We start from the raw sequence: 24,890 nt of genomic DNA, 5'->3' as shown, positions 1-24,890 counted from the left end.
CTTACAAGGCGAGGGTCACTGGTTCAAGTCCAGTACAACCCACCATAATTTTGGTGAACTTGGTCGATGCAGCATCGCGCTCATTCTTACCAAGGCAAGGGACTGATTTAAAGTCAGTACAACCCACCATAACTTTGAATGCTGCTGTAAATTTAAGATGGGTTGTTAGCTCAGTTGGGAGAGCATCGCCCTTACAAGGCGAGGGTCACTGGTTCAAGTCCAGTACAACCCACCATCTTAATAAAAAATAATACTCTGGGTTGTTAGCTCAGTTGGGAGAGCATCGCCCTTACAAGGCGAGGGTCACTGGTTCAAGTCCAGTACAACCCACCATTTCTTCGGAAATACAGAGTATATACCTGCATCTATGCATGGGTTGTTAGCTCAGTTGGGAGAGCATCGCCCTTACAAGGCGAGGGTCACTGGTTCAAGTCCAGTACAACCCACCATCATCTAAATTCCTGTTATTTACCGCGTTTACATTGGTCGATGCCACATCGCACTCATTCCTAATCAAGGCGAGCATTACCAATTCAAGTTCATTACAACCCACCATCATCTAAATTCCTGTTATTTACCGCGTGTACATTGGTCGATGCCACATCGCGCTCATTCCTAACCAAGGCGAGCATTACCAATTCAAGTTCATTACAACCCACCATCATCTAAATTCTTATTATTTTTCTCGTATACTTCAGTCAATTCAGCACTGGACTCGTTCTAGCAATGCACCCCCCTACTTTCTATGCATTCTTAGCAAGCTTTTTAATCCTTATGTTTCAAAAGAAAAAATAAACGTCTAGACTAAAAGCATGCAGAATTTATTCCTTTATCCTTTACTCTATGCCTGTTCAACCCTTTGTAAATGCAAAAATTTTGATCGTGGAAGAACAGCAGCTAGCGCTGAGCTACATTAAGCAGTCGCTGGACCAGCTGGCCTACAAAAACGTCCAGTTTGCCGAAAACGCCCAGCTGGCAAAGGAAAGTTGTATCCATCATAAATTCGATTTAATTATTTGCTCGTTTGATCTGAGTAAACGTCAGAATGGGTATCAGCTATACGAGGAGCTGCTTAAAAAACGCCTGATCCGCCAAAGCACCGGGTTTATTTTCACCTCCGCAGAAACCAGTCCAGAATTAGTTCACAGTATCGTTGAGTTGCAACCAGATGACTTCCTGGTGAAGCCTTTTAGCATAAAGGAGCTTAAAGCACGTATTGAGCGAGTGTTAAAGCGTAAACGTAGCCTTAAGGCGCTCTATAACTTGATTGACGACGAGAATTACTCTAAAGCGCTGAAACTCATTAACTCTGAACTTGAGAGCGGTGAGCACGCTTACAGCCCGATATTACTAAAGCTTAAAGGCGAGACCCTGTTAAAACTTAAGCAGTTTGACGAAACCAAGCAATTCTATCGCTCCGTACTTGAGCTGCAAAAGTTTACCTGGGCCAAACTCGGTTTAGTCGAAACCCTGATAGCAAATAATGAAGACATCATGGCGCAAAAAATGCTCAAGTCACTGATAGAGAAAAGCGAAACCCGACTTGCTGCATTAGATCTATTGTCTCGCCTGGAACTCAAACTCAACCAATTTGAAGAAGCACAGGAGTCGTTGGTAAAAGCCTCTCAGATTGCACCGCGCAATATTGAGCGTCAGAAGTCTCTCAGTACCGTTGCACGTATTAACCATGATTATGAATGCAGCTACAATGCACAAAAAGAAATCGCTAACTTTGCCCGCTTTTCAATGCATGACAGCCCGGAAGTCTATTTGAATGCAGCCCGAGCTGGCATTGACTTTGCGCTCAGCACAGATCAGCATGACCAGATCACCCGTCTCACCCGACAAACTCAGCAATATCTGAGTGATCTCAAAAAGCAGTTTCCCAATGCCAACAACCAGACTCAAATTGACGTATTAAATGCGCGGCTTCATTATCTGAAAGATGAACATACCAAAGCGCGGCAACTCATGGAACAGTTGGAAGATGAGCCTCAAATACGCTCGGTTGATGCTGCATTAGATAAAGCCAAAGCCTTCCACGAATTGGGGTTTCAGCACAAAGCAGAAGCGTTGTTTGGTCAAATAATTACGCACTGCGAACGCCATCAGCAGCAGAAAGATCCAACCTTAATGCACCTGCTTCAACAACAACAGGATGAACGAAAAAACATCACAATGGGACCAAAAGAGCTCAATAACCACGCTGTAAAGCAGTTCCAGAAGGGGCAGTTAGACGTGGCATTAGAAGCGTTCACACAAGCATTCAGAGTGATGCCTAAAAATGCCAGTATCGCACTCAATTTACTGCAATGCCTGGCCGATGCAACCGGAAAGCAAGCCACCACGTTTAACTCAAACCTGGCAGAAAAATGCTATAAGACACTGAGCGCGGCACACCTTGAACCTGAGCAGCAGGAACGCTTCGACAAGCTACAAGCCCAGCTGGCAGAGATGAAACTGGACTTTAAACCCTAACGAAAAACGCCCCTGATAACTTAGTGGGTGCCTTCTTCGTGTTTTTTCAACGCCAGTGCATTGACACAATAGCGCAAACCACTAGGCTTAGGACCATCCGGAAAAACGTGTCCAAGATGGGCATCGCAGACATTGCAAACAATCTCCACTCTGTCCATACCATGGGAGCGGTCCAGCCGATAAGCGACTGAATCTGCACAATATGGCTGAGTAAATGAGGGCCAGCCAGAGCCGCTATCAAACTTTTCTTCTGCATCAAACAGCAGCTGTTCACAGCAGGCACAATGATATTTACCCGGTGAAAATACAGTGCAGCTTTGCGAGCTAAACGGACGCTCCGTACCGCGGTTGCGGGTGATATGAAAAACCGAAGGTTCCAGCAACGCCTGCCATTGCATCAGATTTTTTTCGACGCGCCTGGGTGGTTGTGGATTACCGTTGTCTGCGAACTGCAGAATATCTCGCCAAGTTAACATGTCTCTTTCTCCGCTTGATGTTGGGTTACTCCATATTGGCAACACATGAGATTTGTCTTATTGTTATAGAGTGACACAGCCAGTCCAGATCAGACTAGCGTGTTATTTTTACGCCAATATGAAAGCCACGATCGCCCTAATGTTTAGTTGTTAGCCCGTCAGCGTCAAGTCAATTATTTTCAGGTTCAGGCCAATCCCCAAAAAAACACGTTAAGTATCGGCTTTTGAGCAAATATAAAATTACCCAAGACACCAACACTGCTTGAATGGCCAGATAGAAAGAAAACTGATACTGCGCCTGAACAATTTGCATCCCCAGCCAGGCCAGGTCGAGACAGGCTGCCAGCAGCAGTGGCCAGCGCATATGACGCCAGAAGTTGGCGAGTTTGGGAGAACTTGTTGGCCTGCGCAATGAAAACAGCACAGTCGGGATCAGTGCCAGACTCGCTATCATGACTGCCACAAAGAAGTGTTGCTTTGAATGAAAAAACAATGACATGAGATCAAGATCAGGACGCCATGTGAGGGCTGAAACCAGCCACAGAAAAAAGGGCCTGAGCAACACCAACAAAGTCAGATTAAACCCTACAGGCGTGCGATATACCCCATATTTATCCCAATACTCGGGCCCATACCCCGCCTGTAACTTGCTCATACCACTTCTCTCATTCTGTGGCAGGTTAGCAGCCTGCCTGTTAATTACCCCTGATGTGAATCAAGCAGTGCAATCAGCGCCGCTTCATCGAGGATATCAATCCCGAGGTCCTGCGCCTTAGTCAGCTTAGAACCCGCTTTTTCGCCTGCAACGAGCGCATGGGTATTCTTTGACACGCTGCCGGATACTTTGGCACCCAGCGCCTGCAATCGTGCCTTAGCATCATTGCGGTTTAACTGACTCAAAGTACCTGTCAGAACGTATGTTAAACCAGCAAGCGGTTGCTCACTTTCTTCCTTCGCCGCAATTTCAGGCCAATGCAGCCCCTGTTCAAGCAGGTCGCTCACCACCTTCTGATTGTGAGGCTCAGAGAAGAACGCATGAATATGCTGGGCAACCACAACGCCAACATCGCTGACTTCCTGTAGACTCTCAATGGAGGCATTCATCACGTTTTCAAGCGTCAGATAATGATTCGCCAGGTTTTGTGCTGTGGCCTCGCCCACTTCACGGATCCCAAGTGCGTACATAAACTTGGCCAGAGTCGTTTGTTTAGCAGCCTGCAATGCCGCAACCAAATTTTTGGCTGATTTCGGGCCCATACGCTCCAGCGACTCGAAGTGCCCCTGACGTAATATGAATAATTCAGCTGGCGTCGTGATCAACTCGCGCTCAACCAGCTGCTCAACAATCTTGTCACCCAGTCCATCGATGTCCAGCGCCTTACGCGAAGAAAAGTGTTTAATCGCTTCTTTGCGTTGTGCACGGCACACTAAGCCACCAGTACAACGCGCAACCGCTTCACCCTCTACCCGCTCTACATGGGAATCACACACCGGGCAGGTAGCCGGGAAAGTAATCTCACGGGCATCCGCAGGCCTTTTTTCCAGCACCACCTGGGTGATCTGCGGGATCACGTCCCCGGCACGTCGAATGATGACAGTATCACCGACTTTTACGCCCAAACGTTCGATTTCATCCCGATTATGTAACGTCGCATTAGACACTGTGACACCACCGACAAATACGGGCTCAAGCCGAGCTACGGGTGTAATGGCTCCGGTACGACCGACCTGAAACTCGACATCCAGTAATTGAGTTAATTCCTCTTGTGCAGGGAATTTAAACGCAATGGCCCAGCGCGGCGCACGTGCGACAAAACCGAGCTGCTCCTGAAATGGCTTATGGTCGACCTTGATCACCACACCATCTATTTCGTAAGGCAGCGCATCACGCTCAGCCATGATGGCCTCGTAATACTGATAAGCCGCACTGGCGCCCGTCACCCGCTTTGTTTGCGGGCACATTGGCAAACCCCACTCTTTTAACTGTTGTAGCTGAGCATAGTGAGTATCAGCCAGCTCGGCCCCCTGCACAACACCCATTGAATAGGCGTAAAACATCAGTGGCCGTTTAGCAGTAATTTTAGGATCCAGCTGCCGCAGGCTTCCCGCTGCGGCATTACGTGGATTAGCAAAAGTTTTTTCGTCCCGTTTCGCTGCGGTTTCATTCAGGCGAGCAAACCCCGCTTTGTCCATAAAGACTTCGCCACGTACTTCCAGCTCCGCGGGAATATCATCGCCACGCAGGCGCAATGGAATATTGCGGATGGTCTTGACGTTCTCGGTGATATTTTCACCCACCTGGCCATCACCACGTGTTGCTGCCTGAACCAGCACACCATCCCGATAAAGAATAGAGACAGCCAGACCGTCCAGCTTAGGTTCACAACAGAAATCCAATTCTTCGTTGTGCAGCAGGCGTTCTTTGATACGGCGATTAAAAGCAGTGAATTCAGCTTCACCAAACGCGTTATCGAGCGACAGCATAGGGACCTGATGGGTGACCTGCTCAAATTTACTCAGCGCCGCACCGCCTACTTTCTGAGACGGTGAGTCCGGGGTTACATAGTCAGGGTGCTGAGTTTCCAGCTCAATCAGGGCACGCATTACACGGTCATATTCTGCATCGGGTACCGTTGGTTGATCCAAGACATAGTATTGGTAATTATAGACTTCCAATTGCTGTCTTAATTCTTTGATTTGTTTGCTGATAGTTTCTGACATTACAACCTCTTAATAACACAAAAAGCCACGGACCCGGGTCCGTGGCTCTGTCGCGTCTGAGCCCGAAGGCAGCTTTAACGCTTATACGGTATATTCTCGTACCTTTTCTACATAGGCACGGGTGGTATTCACGGTGAGTGGCTCTCGATTGCTGTCCAGCACACTGGCACCAAATTCATCGGCGAGTTTCTTCGCGGCACTGTGTAGCATATTGAACGCAGCCATGCTGTCCCCCTCACAAGGCAAGGTCATAAACAGACTCACGCCACCGGTGCTGAACTGTTCCATATTGTCGATATCGAAGGTGCCTGGATTGTACATATTGACCAAACGGAACAAGACCGGACCATTACCTGATGATTCAACATGACGATTAAAAAAACCTTCATCAGAGTACTTAAAGCCCAGGCTCAATACGCAAGGTAGCAACTTAGAGCCGGCCATGGTTAGCCCTTCAGGCATATCAATATGCAGAATAATAAACTCCTGCGGCGCCATTTCCTGCGGTGATTCCTGCTGCTCAGTCTCCGCTTGCTCGGTCGCTTCGGTATCGGCTTCAGCAGAGGCCGGTTGCTTATCCTCATCAACCGCAGAAAAGCTCATTTCGCCCAGCTGAGGCTCTTCTTCGCGTTGTGGCTGAGGGGCCGTTTCCGGTTTTTTTGCGGGTGCGGGGCTATCGGTGTCCTGGTTCTCTTTTTTTCTCACCGACCATAAGCCATGTATCAATAATCCACCAATGATCAGTGCACTGATCACGATTAATGCCCATCTTAATTCTGTGGCCATTGCTCACCTTTACTTATTATGCATGCGCCATTTGCACTGCTTGTTCTATATCTACGGCAACCATACGTGAAACTCCGGGTTCCGCCATGGTCACCCCCGTCAGCCGGCCTGCCATTTCCATTGCGACCTTATTGTGGCTGATGTATATAAACTGCACCGTTTGCGACATTTCTTCGACCAGTCGGCAGAAGCGTCCTACGTTCGCATCGTCCAGCGGTGCATCTACTTCATCCAGCATACAAAATGGGGCCGGATTTAGTCTAAATATTGAAAATACCAATGATAATGCGGTCAGGGCTTTTTCTCCACCACTTAACAGATGAATTGTCGAGTTTTTCTTACCCGGCGGTCTTGCCATTATGGTGACACCACTTTCTAACAAGTCATCACTGGTCAGTTCCAGATAGGCGCTACCACCACCAAACACCTTGGGAAACAGTTCCGCCAGGTCCTGATTAACCTGATCAAAGGTCGTTTTAAAACGGCTACGCGTCTCACGGTCAATCTTACGAATAGCCCCTTCAAGCGTTTCCAGCGCGGCACTGAGATCGTCCAGCTGCTCGTCAAGATACCGTTTACGTTGCTGGGCTTCATCAAATTCTTCAATCGCGGCAAGGTTCACCGCCCCCAACAGACTCAGCTGCTGGGCAATGCGAGTCAGTTTACCCTGATGACTGCTGGCCTGTGCCTCTTCAGGTAACTGAGCCAAAACGTCTTTGAGTGTCTGACGCAGCTCTGTCAAGGGCTCAAGCACGGCCTGTGCCTTCACCATTAAACTTTGTTCCTGTAAAGCCAACTGCTGACGTTGCTCTTTGAGTTTAGTGCTCTGTGCCTGAGCATCTTTCAACGCCAGCTGTTTATCACTCAGTTGCTGCTTTGCTTCATTCAGTTTTGCCGCGCCATCCTGTAGTGCTTGCTCCAGCTCGGTATGGCGGATCAACAATTCGGTTTGCTGTTGCTCCAGCTCAACACCGGGTTCTTCACAGCTGTGTAATTGTTGCTGCACTTGCGCAAGTGATTCTGTGCCCTGCGTTAGGGTCTGGGCAAGGTGGCTAAGTTTAGTCTGGCCAAGCTGCACATCACTTTCAACCTGCTGGAGTTTCAGTTTCGCCTGATGATACTGCTGTTGAATGTCACGTTGTTGTTGCTGTTGATGAAGCAGTGCCCGCTTGAGTGTATCCAGTGATTCGCTCGCCTGATCCACCTGTTGCTGCTGTAAATCCTGCGCTTCTTCTGCCTGCCACAAAATTTGCTCGCTTTCTTCGAGCTGTGCCACCAGCAGTTCGCTCTGCTCAGCCAATTCATGTTGATTGCTTTCTAGTTGATGGCTTTGTTGTTCCCAGTTGGCTTGCTGAGCCACCAGCATGTCCACTCGGGTCTGGCTGCTGGCGACCTGTTTGGCCGCTTCATGAACAGCCTGTTTATTGGTTTCAAGCTGCTCGGCACATTGCACCGCTGACGCTTCCAGTGGCCCAAGCGCAGCTTCCAGTTCGCTAAGCCGCGCTTCAATCTCCGGCAATGCCGCCTGATGGGCACGCAGCTCGCTATAATGGGCAAGCAAATTCTCCGACTGCGTATCTGTCTCTTGCGCCCGCCAGTTATGCCCATACAAGTTGCCTTCATCATCAATGGCGGCAAAAAACGCTGTGTGTGCGCTAAAGTGACGCGCCTCACCGAGCCACTCAATCTGATTGAGAAACTCGGGGTAAACGTCTGAATGGACTAACATCGCCACACTGTTCGGGGTTTTCTCTCTTTTTGTACTGGCCCAGATCCGGTTGACATAGTCTTGTTCTGTGATCCGCAGCGAGCCCAGCCCCAGCATCGCACGTTCCACAACCTGTTCGCGGCCTGATTCGACCCTTAAAGCACTGAGCAAAGGCACACCGGGGGCATCTTCACTGTCACTTTGCTGAGCATGGGTGAGTTTTTCCAGCGCCTGCACCTGAGCCTGAACCTGCCCAAGTTTGACCTGCTGCGTCTGAACCTGTTGCCGTAGCGCCGCTTTTGCCTCGTTCAAACGGTGTAGCTCGGCACTCAGACGCTGGTTTTCCTGCTGTGAGATGGCCATAGCATGCACCAACTCCTGATGCGCTTTTTGTTGCAGTGCTAATGCCTCAGCCGGGTTTTGTGTACCATGCTGCGCCAACTGCTGTGCCAATTGCGCTTGTTGCTGCGTCAAGTGCTGTTGTTGCTGAGTTACACGTTGCAACGCTAACTGACATTGCTGAGCATGCTGTCGTGCCTGCTCAAGTACCTGCTGATTCTGCTGATTAGCCGCTTCTGATGCTTGCAGCTGCTGGGTTTTTTCTTCGTTTAATATTTCTGCTTCAGCCAGCTTCTCAGCACTTATCTGCGCAGCCTCCTGATGTATCTCAGCTTGCTCGGCTAATTCTGCACAATGTTGTTGTTGCTGTTCATATAACGCCTGAGCCTGGGCAATCTCTTCGTTCAACTGTGTTTGTTTATCCTCTAAGTCACGGCGTTTTTCGCTCAGATGGATTTTCTGCTGCTCCAGGCGGGTTAACTGAGTTTGGGTGGTATGAAGCTGCTGTTGTAATTCCGATTGCGCCTCGCTGAAGTGGGTAACTTGCTGCTCACACGTGGCCAGCACATCATCATGACCACCATGGGCTTGCTCCAAAAAGGTCAATTGCTCATTCAGTTTAGTGATCTGAATGGTTTTTTCCTGCTGTCTGGCATGTAACTCCTGCCACTTTAACACCGCCAGCTGGCCTTTCAGAGTCCGCTCCTGTGCCTTTAGGTCTCGATACTGACGAGCCGCATCGGCCTGTTTAGACAGCCGGTCAAGCTGATTTTGCAGCTCCTGACGCATATCCAGCAAACGTTCCAGATTCTCTCGAGTACTTTTGATCCGAGTCTGCGTTTCCCGACGACGCTCTTTGTATTTGGAGACACCGGCGGCCTCCTCCAAAAAGATACGCAGCTCTTGCGGCTTACTCTCGATAAGTCGCGAAATCATCCCCTGCTCGATAATTGCATAACTACGCGGGCCAAGGCCGGTGCCGAGAAAGATGTCAGTGATGTCGCGTTTACGGCATTTACTGCCATTGAGGAAATACAGTGACTGGCCATCTCGGGTTACCAGACGCTTGATCGCCACCTGTGTCCTATCGGCCATAGAACCTGGCAGACGCCCCTGAGTATTGTCGAAAAGCAGCTCTACCGAAGCCTGAGACACAGGCTTGCGATGAGTTGAGCCATTAAAGATAACGTCCGTCATGGCATCGCCGCGGAGGTTTTTTGCGGAGCTTTCACCCAGTACCCAGCGTACGGCGTCAATGACATTAGACTTGCCACACCCATTAGGGCCAACAACACAAGTCATCGGCTCTGGAAAGGGAATTTTGGTCGGCTCAACAAAGGATTTGAAGCCGGCCAGTTTGATGCTGCTCAGACGCATATAAACAATAGCTTAAGTGCAAACACAAGAGTTCAAGGTCACACCACCTTAGCTGTGGCGTTTAATGTTATCAAGAATGATCCCCGTCGCCATCGCCACGTTTAGTGACTCTGCACCACCAAATGCCGGGATGGTTATGGGCTGATTAATATGCTGTGCCACTGCATCGCTGATACCATGAGATTCGCTGCCCATCACGAGTATGCCACGCGCAGCAAAAGGCGTCGTATGCACGCTCTCACCTTCTAAAAAAGCCCCATAAACCGGGCCATCATAATCTTGCAGTAAAGCACACAGATCCGTTCTGATCACCGCAACACGCGCGAAAGAACCCATGGTCGCGCTGATCACTTTCGGATTCAGATGATCTGCACAGTGCTCACTGAGTACAATTTGGCTCAAACCATACCAGTCCGCAACTCGAATAATGGTACCCAGGTTGCCCGGATCTGATACATCATCCAGCGCCAGGATCAACCCTTGCGTGTTCAGCTCTGCCTGTGGCTCAGTCTGGGCAACGGCAATAGCCGCATTGTTGCTGACTAACGTGCTGACCTTACTCAGCTCAGCCTCATCGCACAGCACCACGTCATGACCTTCCAACAAAGCCCGGTTATCGGCAATAAAATCGGCGCTGGCAAAGAGGTGTTTAACCGGCTTACCTGCAATGAGCAACTCCTGGACATTTTTCGCCCCCTGCACCAGGTACAGACCATGTTGTTTGCGATATTTTTTTTGCGCCAGAGCGCGGAGCAGCTTTTGTTGATTTTTCGACAGCATACCTACCTCATTGGTTTACCCGCGAAGTATAACCGCAATGACACAGAAAAGGCAGAGTCATCCATCAGCTTGCTTGCCAAAGTCCCGTTGCGCACCTTAAAATAGGGACTTCTTCATACCTATAAGCTGTATTTATGTCCATTGAACTTCAGGTCATCCTGCTCAACGTCATCATTTTATGTTTGGCCTACTTTGTCATTTACCCCCGCTACGCTGGTAATGATCTGAAAAAGGTCTCTGTTCAGGATTTAATCGCAACCGCCGTCTCACTGGCTATTGTCGGCTCGGTCTACTACGACTCCGGGTTATCGTTTTCTCTGGTCTTGTTCGAGGTCAACTGGGCCTGGTTTACCGTTATTTCCTTTACTCTGATTGAACTACCTTTGTGCTACTGGTACGCCAAACGTCATGGTGTTAAATTTCCAGAGTAATAAAAAAGGCACCCGCGGGTGCCTTGGCGTTAATTTACATTAACTTTAGGAAATAAATCGGTTGGACTATGTTGATTGGGGTTACAACTCACTGTGGTGCAACACAGACACCACAATGTCGTTAAAGTGTTCGGCTGGCCGCAGCTGATTAACAGAGCGACCACCAGCCTTGATCAACTCGACCAAATCAAAGTAACCGCAAATCTGACCGGTTTCAGGTGCTGTCACCAATAAGTAATCCAGGCCATGCGCTTCCATGGTCACCAATACATCACCAGCACGCGCGGTACGAAGTTCGGTCAGACTCACCTGCTTGAGTGTTTTCAATGGCAACATGACATCGGTGGCAACCAGCTCATTGCGCTGACAACCTCGCAACTGGGCTTCTTTTAAAATATGTCGACTCCCCAGCCGGGCTTGCGAAATAATCCCCAGTAATGCGCCATTCTGCGCGACAAACATTGAGGCCACATGGGTTTTGTTGAGCACCAGCGTGGCTTCATCAACACTGGTATCCGGGTCCAGACACACCGAATTCTGACCATCCAGATTATGCATGTATTTTTGTGCCGATACAGACAAGCGATCAAGCCCATTGTTATCAACGTCATTTATCAATGGATTAGCCTGTACAGGCATGTCGGTGGTCACATCAAGCGTATTGAGTCTGTTAAACGTATTCATTATTCACCTCTGTTTCGGGAATCGACCAAGGTGCTCTGCCACTGATAGCAGACAGCGAATCAATCTCAAATAAACAAATCGATTGATGCTTGCCTTTGGCTAAGCGTATTCACATTGGTCGTTGTCAGTCGCTTAGTTGTTAAAACAGTAGCGCTGACTTTAAGCACATCACGACACGGCCTGTCAGTCAGGCGTGTACATTCAAATTAAAAATGAGTGGCTTAAACGGCAACAGGTGGGGCTCGGATCCCCTGGTGATAGTGAGTAAACGGGTGGTATAAGCTAACGGCATCGTGAAAATCAGAGACAGACTGAATCGATTCCTGTTTGGCTGCGCCAGGTAAAGGAATATCAAAATCACTGTCTAGCTTATCTTTGTCCGGTTCGGTTAAAAGCTCTGCCAGCTGCGTGGTTTTGACTGACACACTGCTGCCAGCGGCGTTCACTGTCAGTGACACCATCAGACACAATGCTAGTAACCAAAAACGCGATTGCATGGGCAAACTCCCTCAGGACGATATTTTGAATGTATAGGCAAGCTGATGCGGTTTCAACCAGCAAAGTGCAATAATCTGCAAATTAATTCTATCCGGACCAGCCCGACCCCTTAGCAAAACCACTAGCAACTCAAAAACTGACTAAAACACAATAAGATGGCACAACATGCACAATTTGTTACTGATTAGACTGCCCTTTTTATGTTGCCGGGATTTATAATGAAGGCAGAACTTTCAGTACAGAGGTATCTCAATGCAACTTACCAAGGGGATGGAATATTTTGTCGCGGGCTTTTCATTGTTAAGCCAAAAAGGACTTAAACGTTTTGTATTTATTCCACTACTTATCAATGTGATGCTGTTTGGCGGCTCATTGTTTTTCCTGTATGACTGGCTGACACAAGGCTTTGCTTATCTCAATGACTTGTTACCTGACTGGCTCAGCTGGCTGGAATGGTTAATGTGGCCGATTGCCATATTGGTGATTTTATTCAGCTACAGTTTGGTATTTTCTGTGATCACCAACTTTATCGCTGCGCCATTCAACGGCTTGCTATCTGAGAAGGTCGAGCTGTTTCTCACCGGGCAAAAAATTAACGATGACGGCTTTGCCGATTTGGTAAAAGATGTGCCACGTATGCTGGGACGCGAATGGAGTAAGCTGGTTTACTACCTGCCGCGTGCCATTGGCTTTTTCATCCTGCTGTGGATGCTGCCACTGATTGGCCAGATACTTTGGGTGTTGTTTTCGTGCTGGATGTACAATGTGCAGTATAACGACTACCCGTTTGATAATCATAAAATCTCTTTCAAAGAGATGAAGGATACCTTAAAAGCACATCAGGGCCTGTCGTATGGTTTTGGGTTTGCTGTCATGGTGCTGACCAGCATTCCAATAGTAAACCTGATTGTGATGCCGGCCGCGGTGTGCGGGGCCACGAAATTATGGGTCGAGAATTATCGCCCTAAATATCGCAATTAACTCCCAGCACTTCCCTCCCGGGCAACATCAGCTGCTCGGGAGACTAACTTACTTTTTCTCCTAACGGCAAACTCACCGTCACCTCAGTGCCGCGTTGCTCATCGGTATTAAACGCTATCTGTCCATGCTGCGCTTCGGCAAGTAATTTGGCGGTGTAAGTGCCTACCCCAGCTCTGTCAGGCTTACCAAAGGTCACAAACTTGTCGAAGAAACGCGTTCTGACGCCGTCCGGTATGGGGTCCGGATTTTGAATGATCACCGTGAGTTGCTGCTCCGCTGGCTGCGCACTGATGGTCACCAGGGGCTTAGCATTCACAGCCTCCAACGCGTTAGTGATGAGGTTATGAAATAAGGTATAACACAGCGCTGGCTCACCAAAAAACATGAGATCTTTAGACACCACGGTACGTAACTGAACTTTGTGTTCTTCTACCAACGGGGCTAAATCTTCCAGCACGGATTCAATCACTTTGTGCAGGGGGTGATTGAGCGGGCTGAGCCGATACTCATTCGCTTCGATTTTTGCCAGCGCTGACATACTGTCCATGGCATGTTGGAGACGCAAACAACTATGTTGAATATAGCTCAGATACCGTTTTGCTCGCTCCGGATCTTTAATGTGCCGTGCAAGCAGTGCCGTTGAGCTACGAATATCCGACACCGGTTTTGCAAGGTTTGTTTGGGTCAGGCTGTCAAACTCGTCCCGCAGCCTGGCATTATCCAGCATCGCATCTATCTGTGCACGCATCAGGCGATTCGATTCAATATTACGGCAATGGGCTCGTACCCGAGACTTCACCACCGACGGGTTGGCCGGTTTGGTAATGTAATCGACCGCGCCAAGCTCAAGCCCCCGCACAACGTGCTCGGTTTGTTCCAGCGCGGTTAAAAAAATCACGGTAATATGCTGAGTATGTGGGTCGTCTTTGAGGCGACGGCATACTTCCAGCCCATCCATACCCGGCATCATAATATCCAGTAAGACCAAGTCAGGTTGCGGTTCTGCAGCGCAGATCTGCAAGGCTTTTGCACCACTCAGCGCTGCTTTGACCTTGTACTCTTTACGCAGCACATCACCAATAATTTTGATATTGTCTGCGACATCATCAACCACCAGCACCTGAATGGGTTGCTCCACAACTGCTTCTTCTTCGCCCATTTCTCCATGGTAGGGCCGAACAGGTTTATTCAGCGCCCTGCGCAGCCGTTCTAACATGATTTTACTGGAAAAAGGCTTTACCACATATTCAGACACACCACATTTAATGGCCTGTAGCACCTGAGATTGCTGTATAGAGGTGGCAGTCATGACAAACGGGATGGCTGCCGTACGCGGGTTTTTCCGCACTTCTTTTAATAAGTCGATCCCCGCCAGCTTGGGCAGCATCCAGTCGGCGATAATGAGGTGAATATCCTGATATTGCAACTTATCGAGGGCATCGGCACCATTGGGGCTCTGTAACACATTGACCCGCCCAAGACCGGTCACAATATTAGCCACCATAGAGCGAATGGTCTCGTGCGCTTCAACAACCAGGATGGTCATAGTGGTTACTGCACTGCCATTGTCCATTCTTCTCTCCTAAAGCCAACTGCCTCCCAATGAGGCCGACACAGTTAAGGTGTTGCAAGGTCAGAAAATTTATTTGCTGTTATTGTGCACATGTTATTATTATCTGTCTAACATTTGTACAACGAATTAACTGACCAGCCAGCAGGCCAACGCTATGTCCGTCACCTCAGTTTTATGCCCGACCCAAACACTGCGCTACGGTTTTGCACTCACTGTTAGTTTAGCGGTGAAATTGCTCTTGTGTGTGCTCTTCGCTCAAAAAGTACTGGCCACGACACTAAAAATTGAGAATATCGCCACTTATAACGGCTTGAATACCCCGCAGATCTACGCTGTCAGTAAAGATCAGCAGGGGTTTATGTGGTTTGGCAGCGCAGACGGCATTAAACGCTATGATGGCTATCAATTTAGTAACTTTAAACACGACCCGAACGATCCTCATTCACTGTCTGCTGACAGTGTCAGTGTCTTACTATTTGATACCCGTGGCCGTTTATGGGCTGGCACCTGGGGCGGTGGCCTGAATCTGTTTTTAGGCGCTCAGCAAGGATTTCAGCACTTTCGTTATGATCCGGATAATCCGCAGTCTCTGGGTGCAGACAAAGTACAAGCCCTATTTGAAAGTGCGGATGGCAGCTTGTGGATTGGCACCAATGGCGGCGGTCTTAACCGTCTCAAAGCAGATGGCAGCGGGTTTGAGCGTTTTACCCATAAACCGGGCAACCCAAGCAGCCTGGGTAACAACCGGGTTTGGAGCATAACCGAGGACAATGCGGGCAATATCTGGTGTGGTACCTCAGATGGACTTTACCGGCTTGACCGCCAAAGTGGCCAGTTTAGTGCATTTAAAGTGGCACCACAGTCACTCGACCATCCGGAGGTCAGGCAGGTCTCCGTTGCCGCCGATGGTCGACTTTGGGTAGCCACGCGCACAAGCTTTGGCCACTTTGATCCGGACACGCAGCGCTTTCATACCTATCAGCTCAATGAACACAGCCTGCCGAGCGTATCCAGTCTGTTGCACCATCAAGGTGACATTCTGTTGTCAACATTTGCGGGTATCTATCGCTTCTCACCCATACAGGAAAAGTTCATCCCTACTGCACAGGATGGCAAGCTGGCCTTATTGCAAAACCGTGACGTGCGGCAGGTGTTAATTGATCAGACCGGGCTGATGTGGGCCGCAACGCGCTATTCTGGCGTCATTAAAGTATTCCCTCACCCGCCCGCCTTTAAGGCCTGGCATCACTTTCTGGCAGATCAGCAGCTTTCCGGACTATTTAATCAGGTACTGAGTATGGCTCAGGCCATTGAAGGCGGCGTTTGGCTTGGCACCGGTCGCGGTCTGGTACATTTTGATGGCCATGGACAATTTACCCCGTTTGCTTCGCCCGAGGAGTTGACGGGCGATTATCGGCTCAGAGTACACCACCTCAACCGGAACATTGATGGCCAGCTTTATGCAGGTACCAGTTTTGGGCTGTTTAAAGTCGATGAGCTAACGCGCACTTTGACGCCCTTTATGCCACCAGGCGTGCGAGAAAACTCCCCCGTCGACTACATTAATTTTGATACTCAGGGATGGCTTTGGCTAATCATTGCCGGTGAACGCAGAGTCACACGCTGGCACCCACCAAGCGGTGAAGTAAAGCACTTCTTACCCAATACAGACCCCACTTTTGTGTTGATTGACAGCGATGATCAGGTCTGGATAGGCAGCGACGGGGATGGCCTGTTTCGCCTGAGCCCGGACTTAAGACAAATACAGCACTACCTGCCCGATAACACCCCCACCAGTCTGGATGGTCGCCATATCAATCAGGGTATTCAGAGCGGCCGTAACCTGTGGTTTGCCAGCAATAACGGCATTACCCGTTTCACACTCGATCAGGGCCAGTTTCGGCGCTTTAGTAATACCACCTCACAAGCCAATTTTGCGGTGAAATCTATTGTTGCTGATGAACTGGGACTGTTGTGGCTGGCAACCTCTGGCGGTGTGTTTCAGCTTGACCCGCTCAGTGGGATCTTTCATCAGTTTACCACCCATGACGGACTGGGTAACAACCACTTCCTGGCACGCTCATTTGTGACCTTTGATGAACAGATCCTGTTTGGCAGCATAGATGGCATTACCGGATTTAATCCGCTTACTGTCTATGTCAATATCTCACCGCCACCGCTGGTCTTTACGCATGCCGATTTAGATGGCGAACGCCTAAATAAACTCGATACCGGCATTGAATTTACCCATAGAGACAGAAATCTGGCCGTGTATTTCGCCGCACTGGATTACCATGCGACTGAAGATAACCGCTACCGCTATAAGTTATTGGGACATGATGCCGACTGGAGTGCAATCACAGATACGCCACGCGCCAACTATCGGTCGCTGCCACCCGGAGAGTACGTGTTACAAGTGTTAGGCAGTAATAATCATGGTGTCTGGAATGACACTCCGATTGGGCTACAGATCATTTCGCTGCCAGCCTGGTATGAAACCTTGTGGTTTAAAGTACTATTGCCTGCTGTGCTCATTATCTCGATCGTCACTATAGTGCACATCCGAGAGCGCAGACTGCGTCTGGCCAGCTTAAAACTGGAACAAAAAGTTGCTCAGCGCACTCAGGACCTGGTGGTACTGGGTGAAGTAGGTAAAGAAGTCGCCGCAACCTATGACATGAAGGTCATTTGCGAAACCATCTATCAACACTTAAAGCAAACCTTACCCTGTGAGTTTTGCGCGGTAGGTATTTACCACCGTGACCAGCAGTATATTGATTACATTTATGCCGTGCAGGATGATGAGCCGTTTTCAGCGTTGATCAGCAAGCTCACCACCAGCCGCGGTGCCGACGTGTATTGTGTCAAAGAAGCTACCCAAGTGTATGCGGCCAGCCCTCAGGACTGGCAGAAACTGGCGCTGGATGCCGCAGACAATCTCCACGGTGACGACACACAAAGTGTTTTTTGTGCCCCGTTGGTGGTCGACGGTGAGGTGCTGGGCGTATTTACCCTGCAATTTAACCATGAGCATGCGCTCACCCGCGCGCAACGGGCGATATTACGGGTGGTGGCCAACCACCTTGCCGTCGCCCTGGCAAATTCCTTGTCCTATGGCGAGCTCAAAGAAGCAGAACAACGGCTGGAACTGGCAATGTCTGGCGCCAACGCGGGCACCTGGGAGTGGGATATCAGCAGTGGCCAGCTGATCACCAATGAGGTCTGGTCAGAAATGCTGGGCTACCAGTGTGATGAGCTTGAGCAACGCTATGGCCCCAGTATTGCCCGCTGGCACCAACTCATTCACCCCGACGACTTGAGTGCCACCGAAGACGCATTACTGGTTCATGCGCGGGGCGAAAGCGATACCTTTCGCCATGAAATGCGGATGAAATGTGCTGATGGTAGCTGGAAATGGATCCTCAGCATTGGCCGCAGTGTCGTAGCCAAACATGGCCCTGGTGGTAAGGAAGTTTTTGGGATCCACATGGATATCAGCGATGCCAAAGCGCTACAGGTAGCTCTGCAAAAAGCCAAAGATAAAGCGGAAAGTGCCACTCAGGCCAAGTCCGACTTTTTATCAAATATGTCGCATGAAATCCGCACCCCCATGAACGCCATCATTGGTATGAGCTACCTGGCACTGCAAACAGCTTTGAATCGTCAGCAGCGCAATTATGTGGAGAAGATCAACCGCAGTGCCGAGTCACTTCTCGGGATCATCAATGATATTCTCGATTTTTCTAAGATTGAGGCTGGTCGGCTGGATATTGAAGCCATCGAGTTTGACCTGGAAGAAACCCTCACTCAGAGCATTGACCTATTAGCCATCAAAGCCCGGGAAAAAGACATTGAGCTGTGTGTCATGCTGGATCCCGGGATCCCGGCACGCCTGATAGGCGACCCACTGCGGATCTCACAAATATTGTTAAATTTAGGTAGCAATGCCATCAAGTTCACCGATGAAGGCGGTGATGTGATCATTGATGTATCGCCACAGGCAGGCGACAAAGAAACCCTCACACTGGCATTTGCGGTCATAGACACCGGCATTGGTATGACCGAGGAGCAACAGCAAAAACTGTTTAAATCCTTCAGCCAGGCGGATACTTCAACAACCCGTAAATATGGTGGAACCGGTCTGGGGCTCGCCATCTGTAAAAAGCTGGTGGAGCTGATGGGCGGTCAGATCAGCTGCCAGAGTATTGCCGGTGAAGGCAGTACTTTTGCGTTTGAGATTGTGGTGCAACTGTGTGACTGCAACAACGCAACTTTGCCGGCATTGTCCGTGCAGCATGCCATCATTGTCGATGACAATCAGTATGCCGCGGCGACCCTGAAACGCTACCTGCACGCCTTTGAGATCAGCGCAGAGCCTGTCAGCAAAGACTGCCTCAACGAGGATGCAGAAGCTTTGGTGAAAGCACAATTCATTCTGGCTGACAGTCGCAGTATGCATGCTTTACCCGACCCGCTGCGCGCAAAGCTGCCCATTGTGCTGTTGAATCATAACGGAGATAGCACAGAAGCCGATGTCAGCTATACCCTAGCAAAACCAGTTTTCCCCAAGCCGCTTGCCGCCTGCCTGCTCAGTCTGTTCGGCGACCCAAGTACCTACGAGCAACACGATACGACCACTGATGAACAGCCCGATTCTGTCACTGGCGCTCACTTACTGCTGGTAGAGGACAATGACCTAAACCAGGAGCTGGCCATTGCCTTACTGGAAAAAAATGGCATTCGGGTTGATGTCGCCGAACATGGTCAGCTGGCACTGGAAATGCTGCAACAACGTGATTACGATGGCGTGCTCATGGACTGCCAGATGCCAGTGATGGATGGTTACAGCGCGACCGAAGCTATCCGTCAACAGCCCAGATGGCAGGACCTGCCGGTCATTGCTATGACCGCCAGTGTGATGCTCGATAATCGTCAAAAGGCGCTGGAATGTGGCATGAATGACATCATTGAAAAACCCCTGAATCCACGCAAAATGTTCGCCACACTCGCTCGCTGGATAACCCCAGCACAACCAACGAATATATCCACCAGCAGCGAACGTCTGCCTTCAGTAAAACCAGATGAACCAGGGAACTTATCGACGATTACCGGGCTGGATACCCAGGCTGGACTGGCCATCAGTGAAGGCGACATAGCCCTGTACAAAAAGCTGCTGATGCGCTTTTGTGACAAACAGACTCAATTTGCACACGCCTTCGCCGAGGCGCAAGCGCAGACAGATGTCGATCCAAAAGGGCCGATGCGGTGTGCCCATACGCTCAAAGGCAGCGCTGGAAATATTGGGGCGGTTCAGGTGGCGCAGCTGGCCGCTGAATTAGAAACCGCCTGTGCTAACAATGCACCTGTACAACCCGTATTGGATGAGCTATTAATCAACCTGACGACGCTTATTGATGCACTTAAACTGTCATTGAATGAGCAGCAAGTCAGTGAACACGACAGCGAAACAAGCCTCCCAGCAAACGTACATCAGGATATTGATATCGCGGCTATACTCGCGGAGCTCAAAGGCATGATCAGTGATTCTGATATGGATGCCAGCGACCGGGCTGAAACACTGCTCGAAGCGCTCAGCGGCACCCCTCGACAAGCGTTGGCAGAACAACTGTTTACCCAGATTGAGGATTTTGATTTTGATGGCGCAGGAGAGACTTTGTCGCAGCTGGCATCCTCACTGGACGCCTGAGCCGCAGGCGTTCGTTACCTGCACTAAAGTCAGGTGTTCACTTGCTTCAGGTGGTTCAAAATACTGGCTAACCTGATAAAACACCGCTTCGTTATCAAACTGTGCTCGCGCTGGCTGTTCACTACGGCGCTTGGCTAATTGTGCCAAACACTGTGTATCACTGACATCCAGATAGTAAAGCTGATGTTCAGCCTGTACCGCTTCGCTCAGCTCAACAAACCAGGCGCGTTGTCGCCGGGTATTAGCCGAAAAATCCATTACCACGTTCAGACCTAGTTGCAACAGGCTTTGTACATGGGCTTTGATAAAAGGTTTGATTAACCGGGATTTCTCGATGTAATCATCAAAAGTATTGATTTGGCCCGGGTAATGCGCCGCCAGCCAGTCATCCTCAGACAGCACCACTGCCTGATGCTCCTGAGATAGCTGGCGCGACAAGGTGGATTTACCAGCCCCCATCTTGCCGCATAAATAATAGAGTGTGCCACGTGATATCATAGATTCTTCCTTAAATAATATAAAATCGAAAGCCTGAGTGTCAGCGCTTTTGCTTGCCCAGTCAATCTCTCACCCTCAACAGGAGTCGATAAGTCATGGCCTTTGGCTTACCAAACGACAAAGTACCTGTAGATTTGTAAGACTAAATTAAGTAAAAGATCTTGGATACGACTTCATATGGAATATTATAAGTACTCTTTTGCAGGGGTCGGCCATGGGCCTGCGTATACAATCAGGACTAATACGAAATGCCAGTCAATATATCTGAAAAACAATGGAATGACGCAATTCAAAACAGTGAAGCGGACCCTGGTTTAATCTATGCGAAATCTGTGTTTTTTAACCAGCCTGAGCGAAAGATAATAACGCGGTTTCAAATCAATTTTATTGAGCGTACAGATGAGCTCAGGTTTATGCCAGCCAATTTAATGATGGCTTATTTGCCCTATTTTGTTCGCTTTATCATCACGTGCAGACACGATGAATTTGATAAATCAGCAATAGCAGATTGTTTTTTCTCCTTACTGGAGGGCAAGCTAAGTGACGATACAATCAACACCATAGAACTCTTACACAAAAGTAAAGATGCGTTACTTTTTATCTCGAACAGACTGGATGAATTTAATACCGACCCCGATATCTACGGCAATTTACAACCACGGCTGCACCATTTAATCACGCTGCTCGATCAAAAGGCTTAATATCAGAGGCCGTTTTTCGTTTTATGAGTGGAAATTTGGCTAAGAGTGGAACAGGCGACAATCAACAAGACTACCGCCGAACAGAACTTAGCTGTAGAGATTTTGCGGTACTTTCAGTACCTGAATGTGCACGGTCACTTCTTCGCGGTCGTGATAGAGGTGTTTGGCCTGTAGCTCATAGCCTACGCCGTACTTTTTCAACTCATCACGGATCAGCGTCAAACATTCGTAGACGGTATCAAAGCGCTTTTTCATTGGCAGCTTAAGGTTGAAGATAAGCTCGCGAACAAAACCATTCACTATCCAGTCGACCATCAGCTCGCTGACGCGGGTTGGTTTTTCAACCATATCACACACCAGCCAGTCGATGTTGCGCTTTTCTGGACGATATTTAAAGCCGTCTTCGCGGAAGTGTTTTACCTGCCCGGTTTCCATCAAATCATCGTTCATCGGTCCATTGTCGATTGCCGCCACAAATAACCCACGGCGCACCAACTGATAGGTCCAGCCACCCGGGCAAGCGCCCAAATCTACGCCACGCATACCAGAGCGGACTCGGTCTGGCTCGTTTTCTTTACCGACAAAAACGTTGAACGCTTCATCCAGCTTGAGCGTTGAGCGACTGGGGGCATCGGCCGGCATTTTAAGCCTGGGGATCCCCATAAAGAAAGGCGAGTTGTTGTTACTAAATGAGTAACCAACATAGGCAGTATCGTTAGCCAGAAACAGCACATGTAGGACTGGCTTATGGGCTTTGTGGTCGCGGGTCAGCTTATTTTGCTTCTCCAGCGCTTTGGCAAGTGGCGTCGAAAACTTCTTACAGAACTTCGACAACTCCTTGCCTTCATTGGTATCCGGAGTTTCTACCCGCAGATCGCCACACAAAGGAAAATCACCAACCACCTGTTTGATCTCAGACACCCTGTCTTCAACAGGCATTTTGCTTAACAGCACACCAGCAAACCACTGACGGGCAAATACCAGGCTAGAAAAATCAACCTGCTTGAGTAGCAGCTCACTCTGAGCCGGGTCAAAACACTCAAAGGTCACATAGCCTGTATTAGGCTTCGCTTTCACGTAACCGGCAACATTATGTAACGCAGCATGATGCGTAATTTCGGCCGCGGCATCGCTTTCAAAGCCGCTTCGGCAATAAATAACCACACTAGACATAGTGATAAAAAGTCTCTAATCAATTAAAAGGGCTGACGGGCAACCTGAAACAGCAGCCAGGCCCAGCCAAGAATAAAACACAGTCCGCCCAGTGGCGTAATCGGTCCCAGCCACTTAGCGCCGGTCAGCGCCAGCAAATACAAACTGCCGCTGAAAAGGACAATCCCGGTCGCAAATAAATACCCCGACAGCTGAACTTTCACGCCCCACTTCAACAGCAGGGCCACGGCCAGCAGAGCCAGACCATGCGTCATCTGATATTCAGCGCCGGTTTTAAAAATGCCAATGGCGTAGTCACTCAAACGGCTTCTCAGACCGTGGGCAGCAAAAGCCCCCAGCATGACAGATAGCATACAAAATGTTCCACCCAGCAATAAAAATAGCTTAGCCATTGAGTATCTCCGCAATTTTAGCCGCAATGGTCTCAGCTGCGAGCTGGCGGTTTTGCGCTTCTGTCAGGCCACTGGCTTTGCGCGGCTTCAAGGAATGGTCGCCATCTTTAAGCCATACCAGCTCAGGCCAGCTCTGATCTTCAGCTTGCGCTGCCAAAGCACTGACCTCAGCATGATTACCAAAGGTATCACGCTCTCCTTGCAACACCACAAAAGGGCAAGGGATGTCAGCAAAGTGCTCGGTACGTAGTTTCTCTGGTTTGCCCGGTGGGTGAAACGGATAGCCCAACGCAAACACACCCCGTACCTGAATACCCTCTTCACACACCAGCATCGAAGCCATTCGCCCGCCCATCGACTTACCACCAATAAACACAGGTAAGGTATCCAGCTGAGCACTCAGGACATCCCGATAATGTGACAACAGCTTAGGAGCACGCTCAGGCGGAAGACGCTTATCTTGTGCCTTCGCTATCTGCATATAACCAAAGTCAAACAGCCCAACGGTGACCCCCAGAGTACTCAATCGGGTGGCCATATCCTGCATAAAATCACTGTCCCGGCCAGCGCCCGCGCCATGAGCCAGGACCAACTGCGCCTGAGGTTGTTCAGCCTGGTGCCACTCTATATCAATTTTTACTTCGCTCTGTGTCATTGTTGTTCCTGCTCTACCATTTCCAGCATCCAGTTTTTGAAGGACACAATTTTACCTAATTCAGCCTGCGATTCACGACATACCAGATAGTAGGCATTTTTACTTTCCAGATGGTGACTAAATGGAATGATCAAACGCCCTGCATCCAGATCGGGTTTTGCCAGTACGCTATTGCCCAGCGCGATCCCCTGACCATGCACAGCCGCCTGAGTCACCATCGAAGAATGGCTAAAAATAGGTCCGGTATTGGCAGGGACATTCCGTACTCCTGCGGTTTTGAGCCAGGCTTTCCAGGCACGTCGGGTGGTATCGTGCAACAGGGTATGATTTGCCAAGTCGCTGGGCTGATTAAGCGGCTTAGGACCATTGAGCAATAACGGGCTACACATGGGCACCAGATACTCAGTGTGCAGCTTATGCGTTTGCACCCCGCTCCAGCTACCCCGGCCATAATAGATGGCCACGTCCACATCATCCGTTAATGAGTTCTCATCCATGTCCTGCGCTTTTATCCGCACATCAATGTCTGGATGTAGTTCATTAAACAAGCTCAGTCTGGGCACCAGCCACTGAATCGCAAAACTCGGCGTCAGACTAACCGTCAACGAGCCTTTCGCTCCCCGTGCCAGTAATTTTTCTGTGGCATCGATCAGCTGAGAAAACAGCTCTTTTATATCCAGGAAGTAACCCTGCCCTTCTTCCGTTAACAGCAAGGACCTGTTTTTACGTAAGAAGAGTTTGACCCCAAGGTGCTCTTCCAGAATCTTGATCTGGTGACTGATAGCAGCCTGAGTCACAAACAACTCTTCGGCGGCTTTGGTAAAACTCAGATGCCGGGCTGCGGCTTCAAAAGCTTTCAGTGCATTTAATGGGGGTAATCGTCGTGACATGGCACAAATTCCGAACCAGGCTGATGGAAATGGCGGAACACG

Annotated in this window: 19 protein-coding genes and 3 tRNA genes; 8 read left to right on the top strand and 14 right to left on the bottom strand. The window is 49.4% G+C overall.

The window, feature by feature from the left end; translation table 11 throughout:
* Positions 1-159: 159 nt before the first annotated feature.
* From MHN31_RS22640 to MHN31_RS22625, 4 genes are all read left to right on the top strand, one after another.
* A tRNA-Val gene (locus MHN31_RS22640) sits at positions 160-235 on the top strand.
* Positions 236-257: 22 nt separating this feature from the next.
* Positions 258-333: transfer RNA gene (locus MHN31_RS22635), tRNA-Val, on the top strand.
* 40 nt (positions 334-373) lie between these two features.
* Positions 374-449 (top strand) — tRNA-Val (locus tag MHN31_RS22630).
* Between the two features lie 394 nt (positions 450-843).
* On the top strand, positions 844-2,478 hold the full coding sequence (locus tag MHN31_RS22625) for a response regulator (protein ID WP_125564444.1): 1,635 nt from the start codon (positions 844-846) through the stop codon (positions 2,476-2,478).
* 20 nt (positions 2,479-2,498) lie between these two features.
* Here MHN31_RS22625 and msrB read toward each other — a convergent pair whose 3' ends face one another.
* From msrB to MHN31_RS22595, 6 genes are all read right to left on the bottom strand, one after another.
* Positions 2,499-2,954, bottom strand: a complete 456-nt coding sequence (msrB, locus tag MHN31_RS22620; protein WP_058797403.1) for a peptide-methionine (R)-S-oxide reductase MsrB — start codon at positions 2,952-2,954, stop codon at positions 2,499-2,501.
* A gap of 169 nt (positions 2,955-3,123) precedes the next feature.
* Complete coding sequence (locus tag MHN31_RS22615) at positions 3,124-3,609, bottom strand: DUF2919 family protein (RefSeq protein ID WP_194868536.1); 486 nt, start codon at positions 3,607-3,609, stop codon at positions 3,124-3,126.
* Positions 3,610-3,653: 44 nt separating this feature from the next.
* Positions 3,654-5,675: an NAD-dependent DNA ligase LigA gene (ligA, locus tag MHN31_RS22610; protein WP_239445379.1), complete on the bottom strand. Its 2,022-nt coding sequence runs from the start codon at positions 5,673-5,675 to the stop codon at positions 3,654-3,656.
* An 81-nt stretch (positions 5,676-5,756) separates the two neighbouring features.
* The gene (zipA, locus tag MHN31_RS22605) at positions 5,757-6,461 is read right to left on the bottom strand and encodes a cell division protein ZipA (RefSeq protein WP_125564439.1); all 705 of its coding nucleotides are present in this window, start codon (positions 6,459-6,461) and stop codon (positions 5,757-5,759) included.
* Positions 6,462-6,477: 16 nt separating this feature from the next.
* Complete coding sequence (locus MHN31_RS22600) at positions 6,478-9,885, bottom strand: AAA family ATPase (RefSeq protein WP_239445378.1); 3,408 nt, start codon at positions 9,883-9,885, stop codon at positions 6,478-6,480.
* A 48-nt stretch (positions 9,886-9,933) separates the two neighbouring features.
* Positions 9,934-10,665: an RNA methyltransferase gene (locus tag MHN31_RS22595; protein WP_239445377.1), complete on the bottom strand. Its 732-nt coding sequence runs from the start codon at positions 10,663-10,665 to the stop codon at positions 9,934-9,936.
* A gap of 134 nt (positions 10,666-10,799) precedes the next feature.
* On the opposite strand from MHN31_RS22595, the gene MHN31_RS22590 reads away from it, so the two are divergent.
* A complete protein-coding gene (locus tag MHN31_RS22590) occupies positions 10,800-11,096 on the top strand; it encodes a hypothetical protein (protein WP_125564433.1) in 297 nt (98 codons plus the stop codon).
* Positions 11,097-11,177: 81 nt separating this feature from the next.
* Here MHN31_RS22590 and MHN31_RS22585 read toward each other — a convergent pair whose 3' ends face one another.
* On the bottom strand, positions 11,178-11,780 hold the full coding sequence (locus tag MHN31_RS22585; RefSeq protein WP_239445376.1) for a CBS domain-containing protein: 603 nt from the start codon (positions 11,778-11,780) through the stop codon (positions 11,178-11,180).
* A gap of 221 nt (positions 11,781-12,001) precedes the next feature.
* Complete coding sequence (locus MHN31_RS22580) at positions 12,002-12,277, bottom strand: hypothetical protein (RefSeq protein ID WP_239445375.1); 276 nt, start codon at positions 12,275-12,277, stop codon at positions 12,002-12,004.
* Between the two features lie 253 nt (positions 12,278-12,530).
* Here MHN31_RS22580 and cysZ point away from each other — a divergent pair, with 253 nt between their 5' ends.
* Positions 12,531-13,259, top strand: coding sequence for a sulfate transporter CysZ (gene cysZ, locus MHN31_RS22575; protein WP_239445374.1), 729 nt, complete (start codon positions 12,531-12,533; stop codon positions 13,257-13,259).
* 43 nt (positions 13,260-13,302) lie between these two features.
* On the opposite strand, the gene MHN31_RS22570 is transcribed toward cysZ, so the two are convergent.
* Positions 13,303-14,832: a response regulator gene (locus MHN31_RS22570; protein WP_239445373.1), complete on the bottom strand. Its 1,530-nt coding sequence runs from the start codon at positions 14,830-14,832 to the stop codon at positions 13,303-13,305.
* 154 nt (positions 14,833-14,986) lie between these two features.
* Between MHN31_RS22570 and MHN31_RS22565 the strand changes: the two genes are divergently transcribed.
* A complete protein-coding gene (locus MHN31_RS22565; protein WP_239445372.1) occupies positions 14,987-20,539 on the top strand; it encodes a response regulator in 5,553 nt (1,850 codons plus the stop codon).
* Here the strand turns inward: MHN31_RS22565 and MHN31_RS22560 are convergent.
* Entirely contained in the window at positions 20,525-21,037 is a 513-nt protein-coding gene (locus MHN31_RS22560; RefSeq protein ID WP_239445371.1) for an ATP-binding protein, read from the bottom strand. The two genes, MHN31_RS22565 and MHN31_RS22560, sit on opposite strands and share 15 nt — an antisense overlap.
* Positions 21,038-21,285: 248 nt before the next feature.
* Between MHN31_RS22560 and MHN31_RS22555 the strand changes: the two genes are divergently transcribed.
* On the top strand, positions 21,286-21,738 hold the full coding sequence (locus tag MHN31_RS22555) for a hypothetical protein (protein WP_125564418.1): 453 nt from the start codon (positions 21,286-21,288) through the stop codon (positions 21,736-21,738).
* 87 nt (positions 21,739-21,825) lie between these two features.
* Here the strand turns inward: MHN31_RS22555 and rlmM are convergent, their stop codons facing one another.
* The 4 genes from rlmM to MHN31_RS22535 are packed head-to-tail and all read right to left on the bottom strand — an operon-like array spanning position 21,826 to position 24,848.
* Positions 21,826-22,911, bottom strand: a complete 1,086-nt coding sequence (rlmM, locus tag MHN31_RS22550) for a 23S rRNA (cytidine(2498)-2'-O)-methyltransferase RlmM (protein ID WP_125564416.1) — start codon at positions 22,909-22,911, stop codon at positions 21,826-21,828.
* Between the two features lie 23 nt (positions 22,912-22,934).
* Positions 22,935-23,303 carry a DUF423 domain-containing protein gene (locus MHN31_RS22545; RefSeq protein ID WP_125564414.1) on the bottom strand — a complete coding sequence of 123 codons (369 nt, stop codon included), beginning with the start codon at positions 23,301-23,303 and terminating at the stop codon, positions 22,935-22,937.
* A complete protein-coding gene (locus MHN31_RS22540; protein ID WP_239445370.1) occupies positions 23,296-23,958 on the bottom strand; it encodes an alpha/beta family hydrolase in 663 nt (220 codons plus the stop codon). Before MHN31_RS22540 ends, MHN31_RS22545 begins: the two co-directional genes overlap by 8 nt.
* Positions 23,955-24,848 (bottom strand): transcriptional regulator GcvA, encoded by an 894-nt coding sequence (locus MHN31_RS22535; RefSeq protein ID WP_125564410.1) that lies wholly within the window; start codon positions 24,846-24,848, stop codon positions 23,955-23,957. The genes MHN31_RS22540 and MHN31_RS22535 overlap by 4 nt, the downstream gene beginning before the upstream one ends.
* Positions 24,849-24,890: the final 42 nt, after the last annotated feature.

The sequence above is a fragment of the Pseudoalteromonas sp. McH1-42 genome (assembly GCF_022347845.1).
Classification (GTDB): Bacteria; Pseudomonadota; Gammaproteobacteria; order Enterobacterales; family Alteromonadaceae; genus Pseudoalteromonas; species Pseudoalteromonas rubra_D.
The sequence above is the reverse complement of the archived record's forward strand: the minus strand, read 5'-3'. Positions and strand labels throughout refer to the sequence as shown.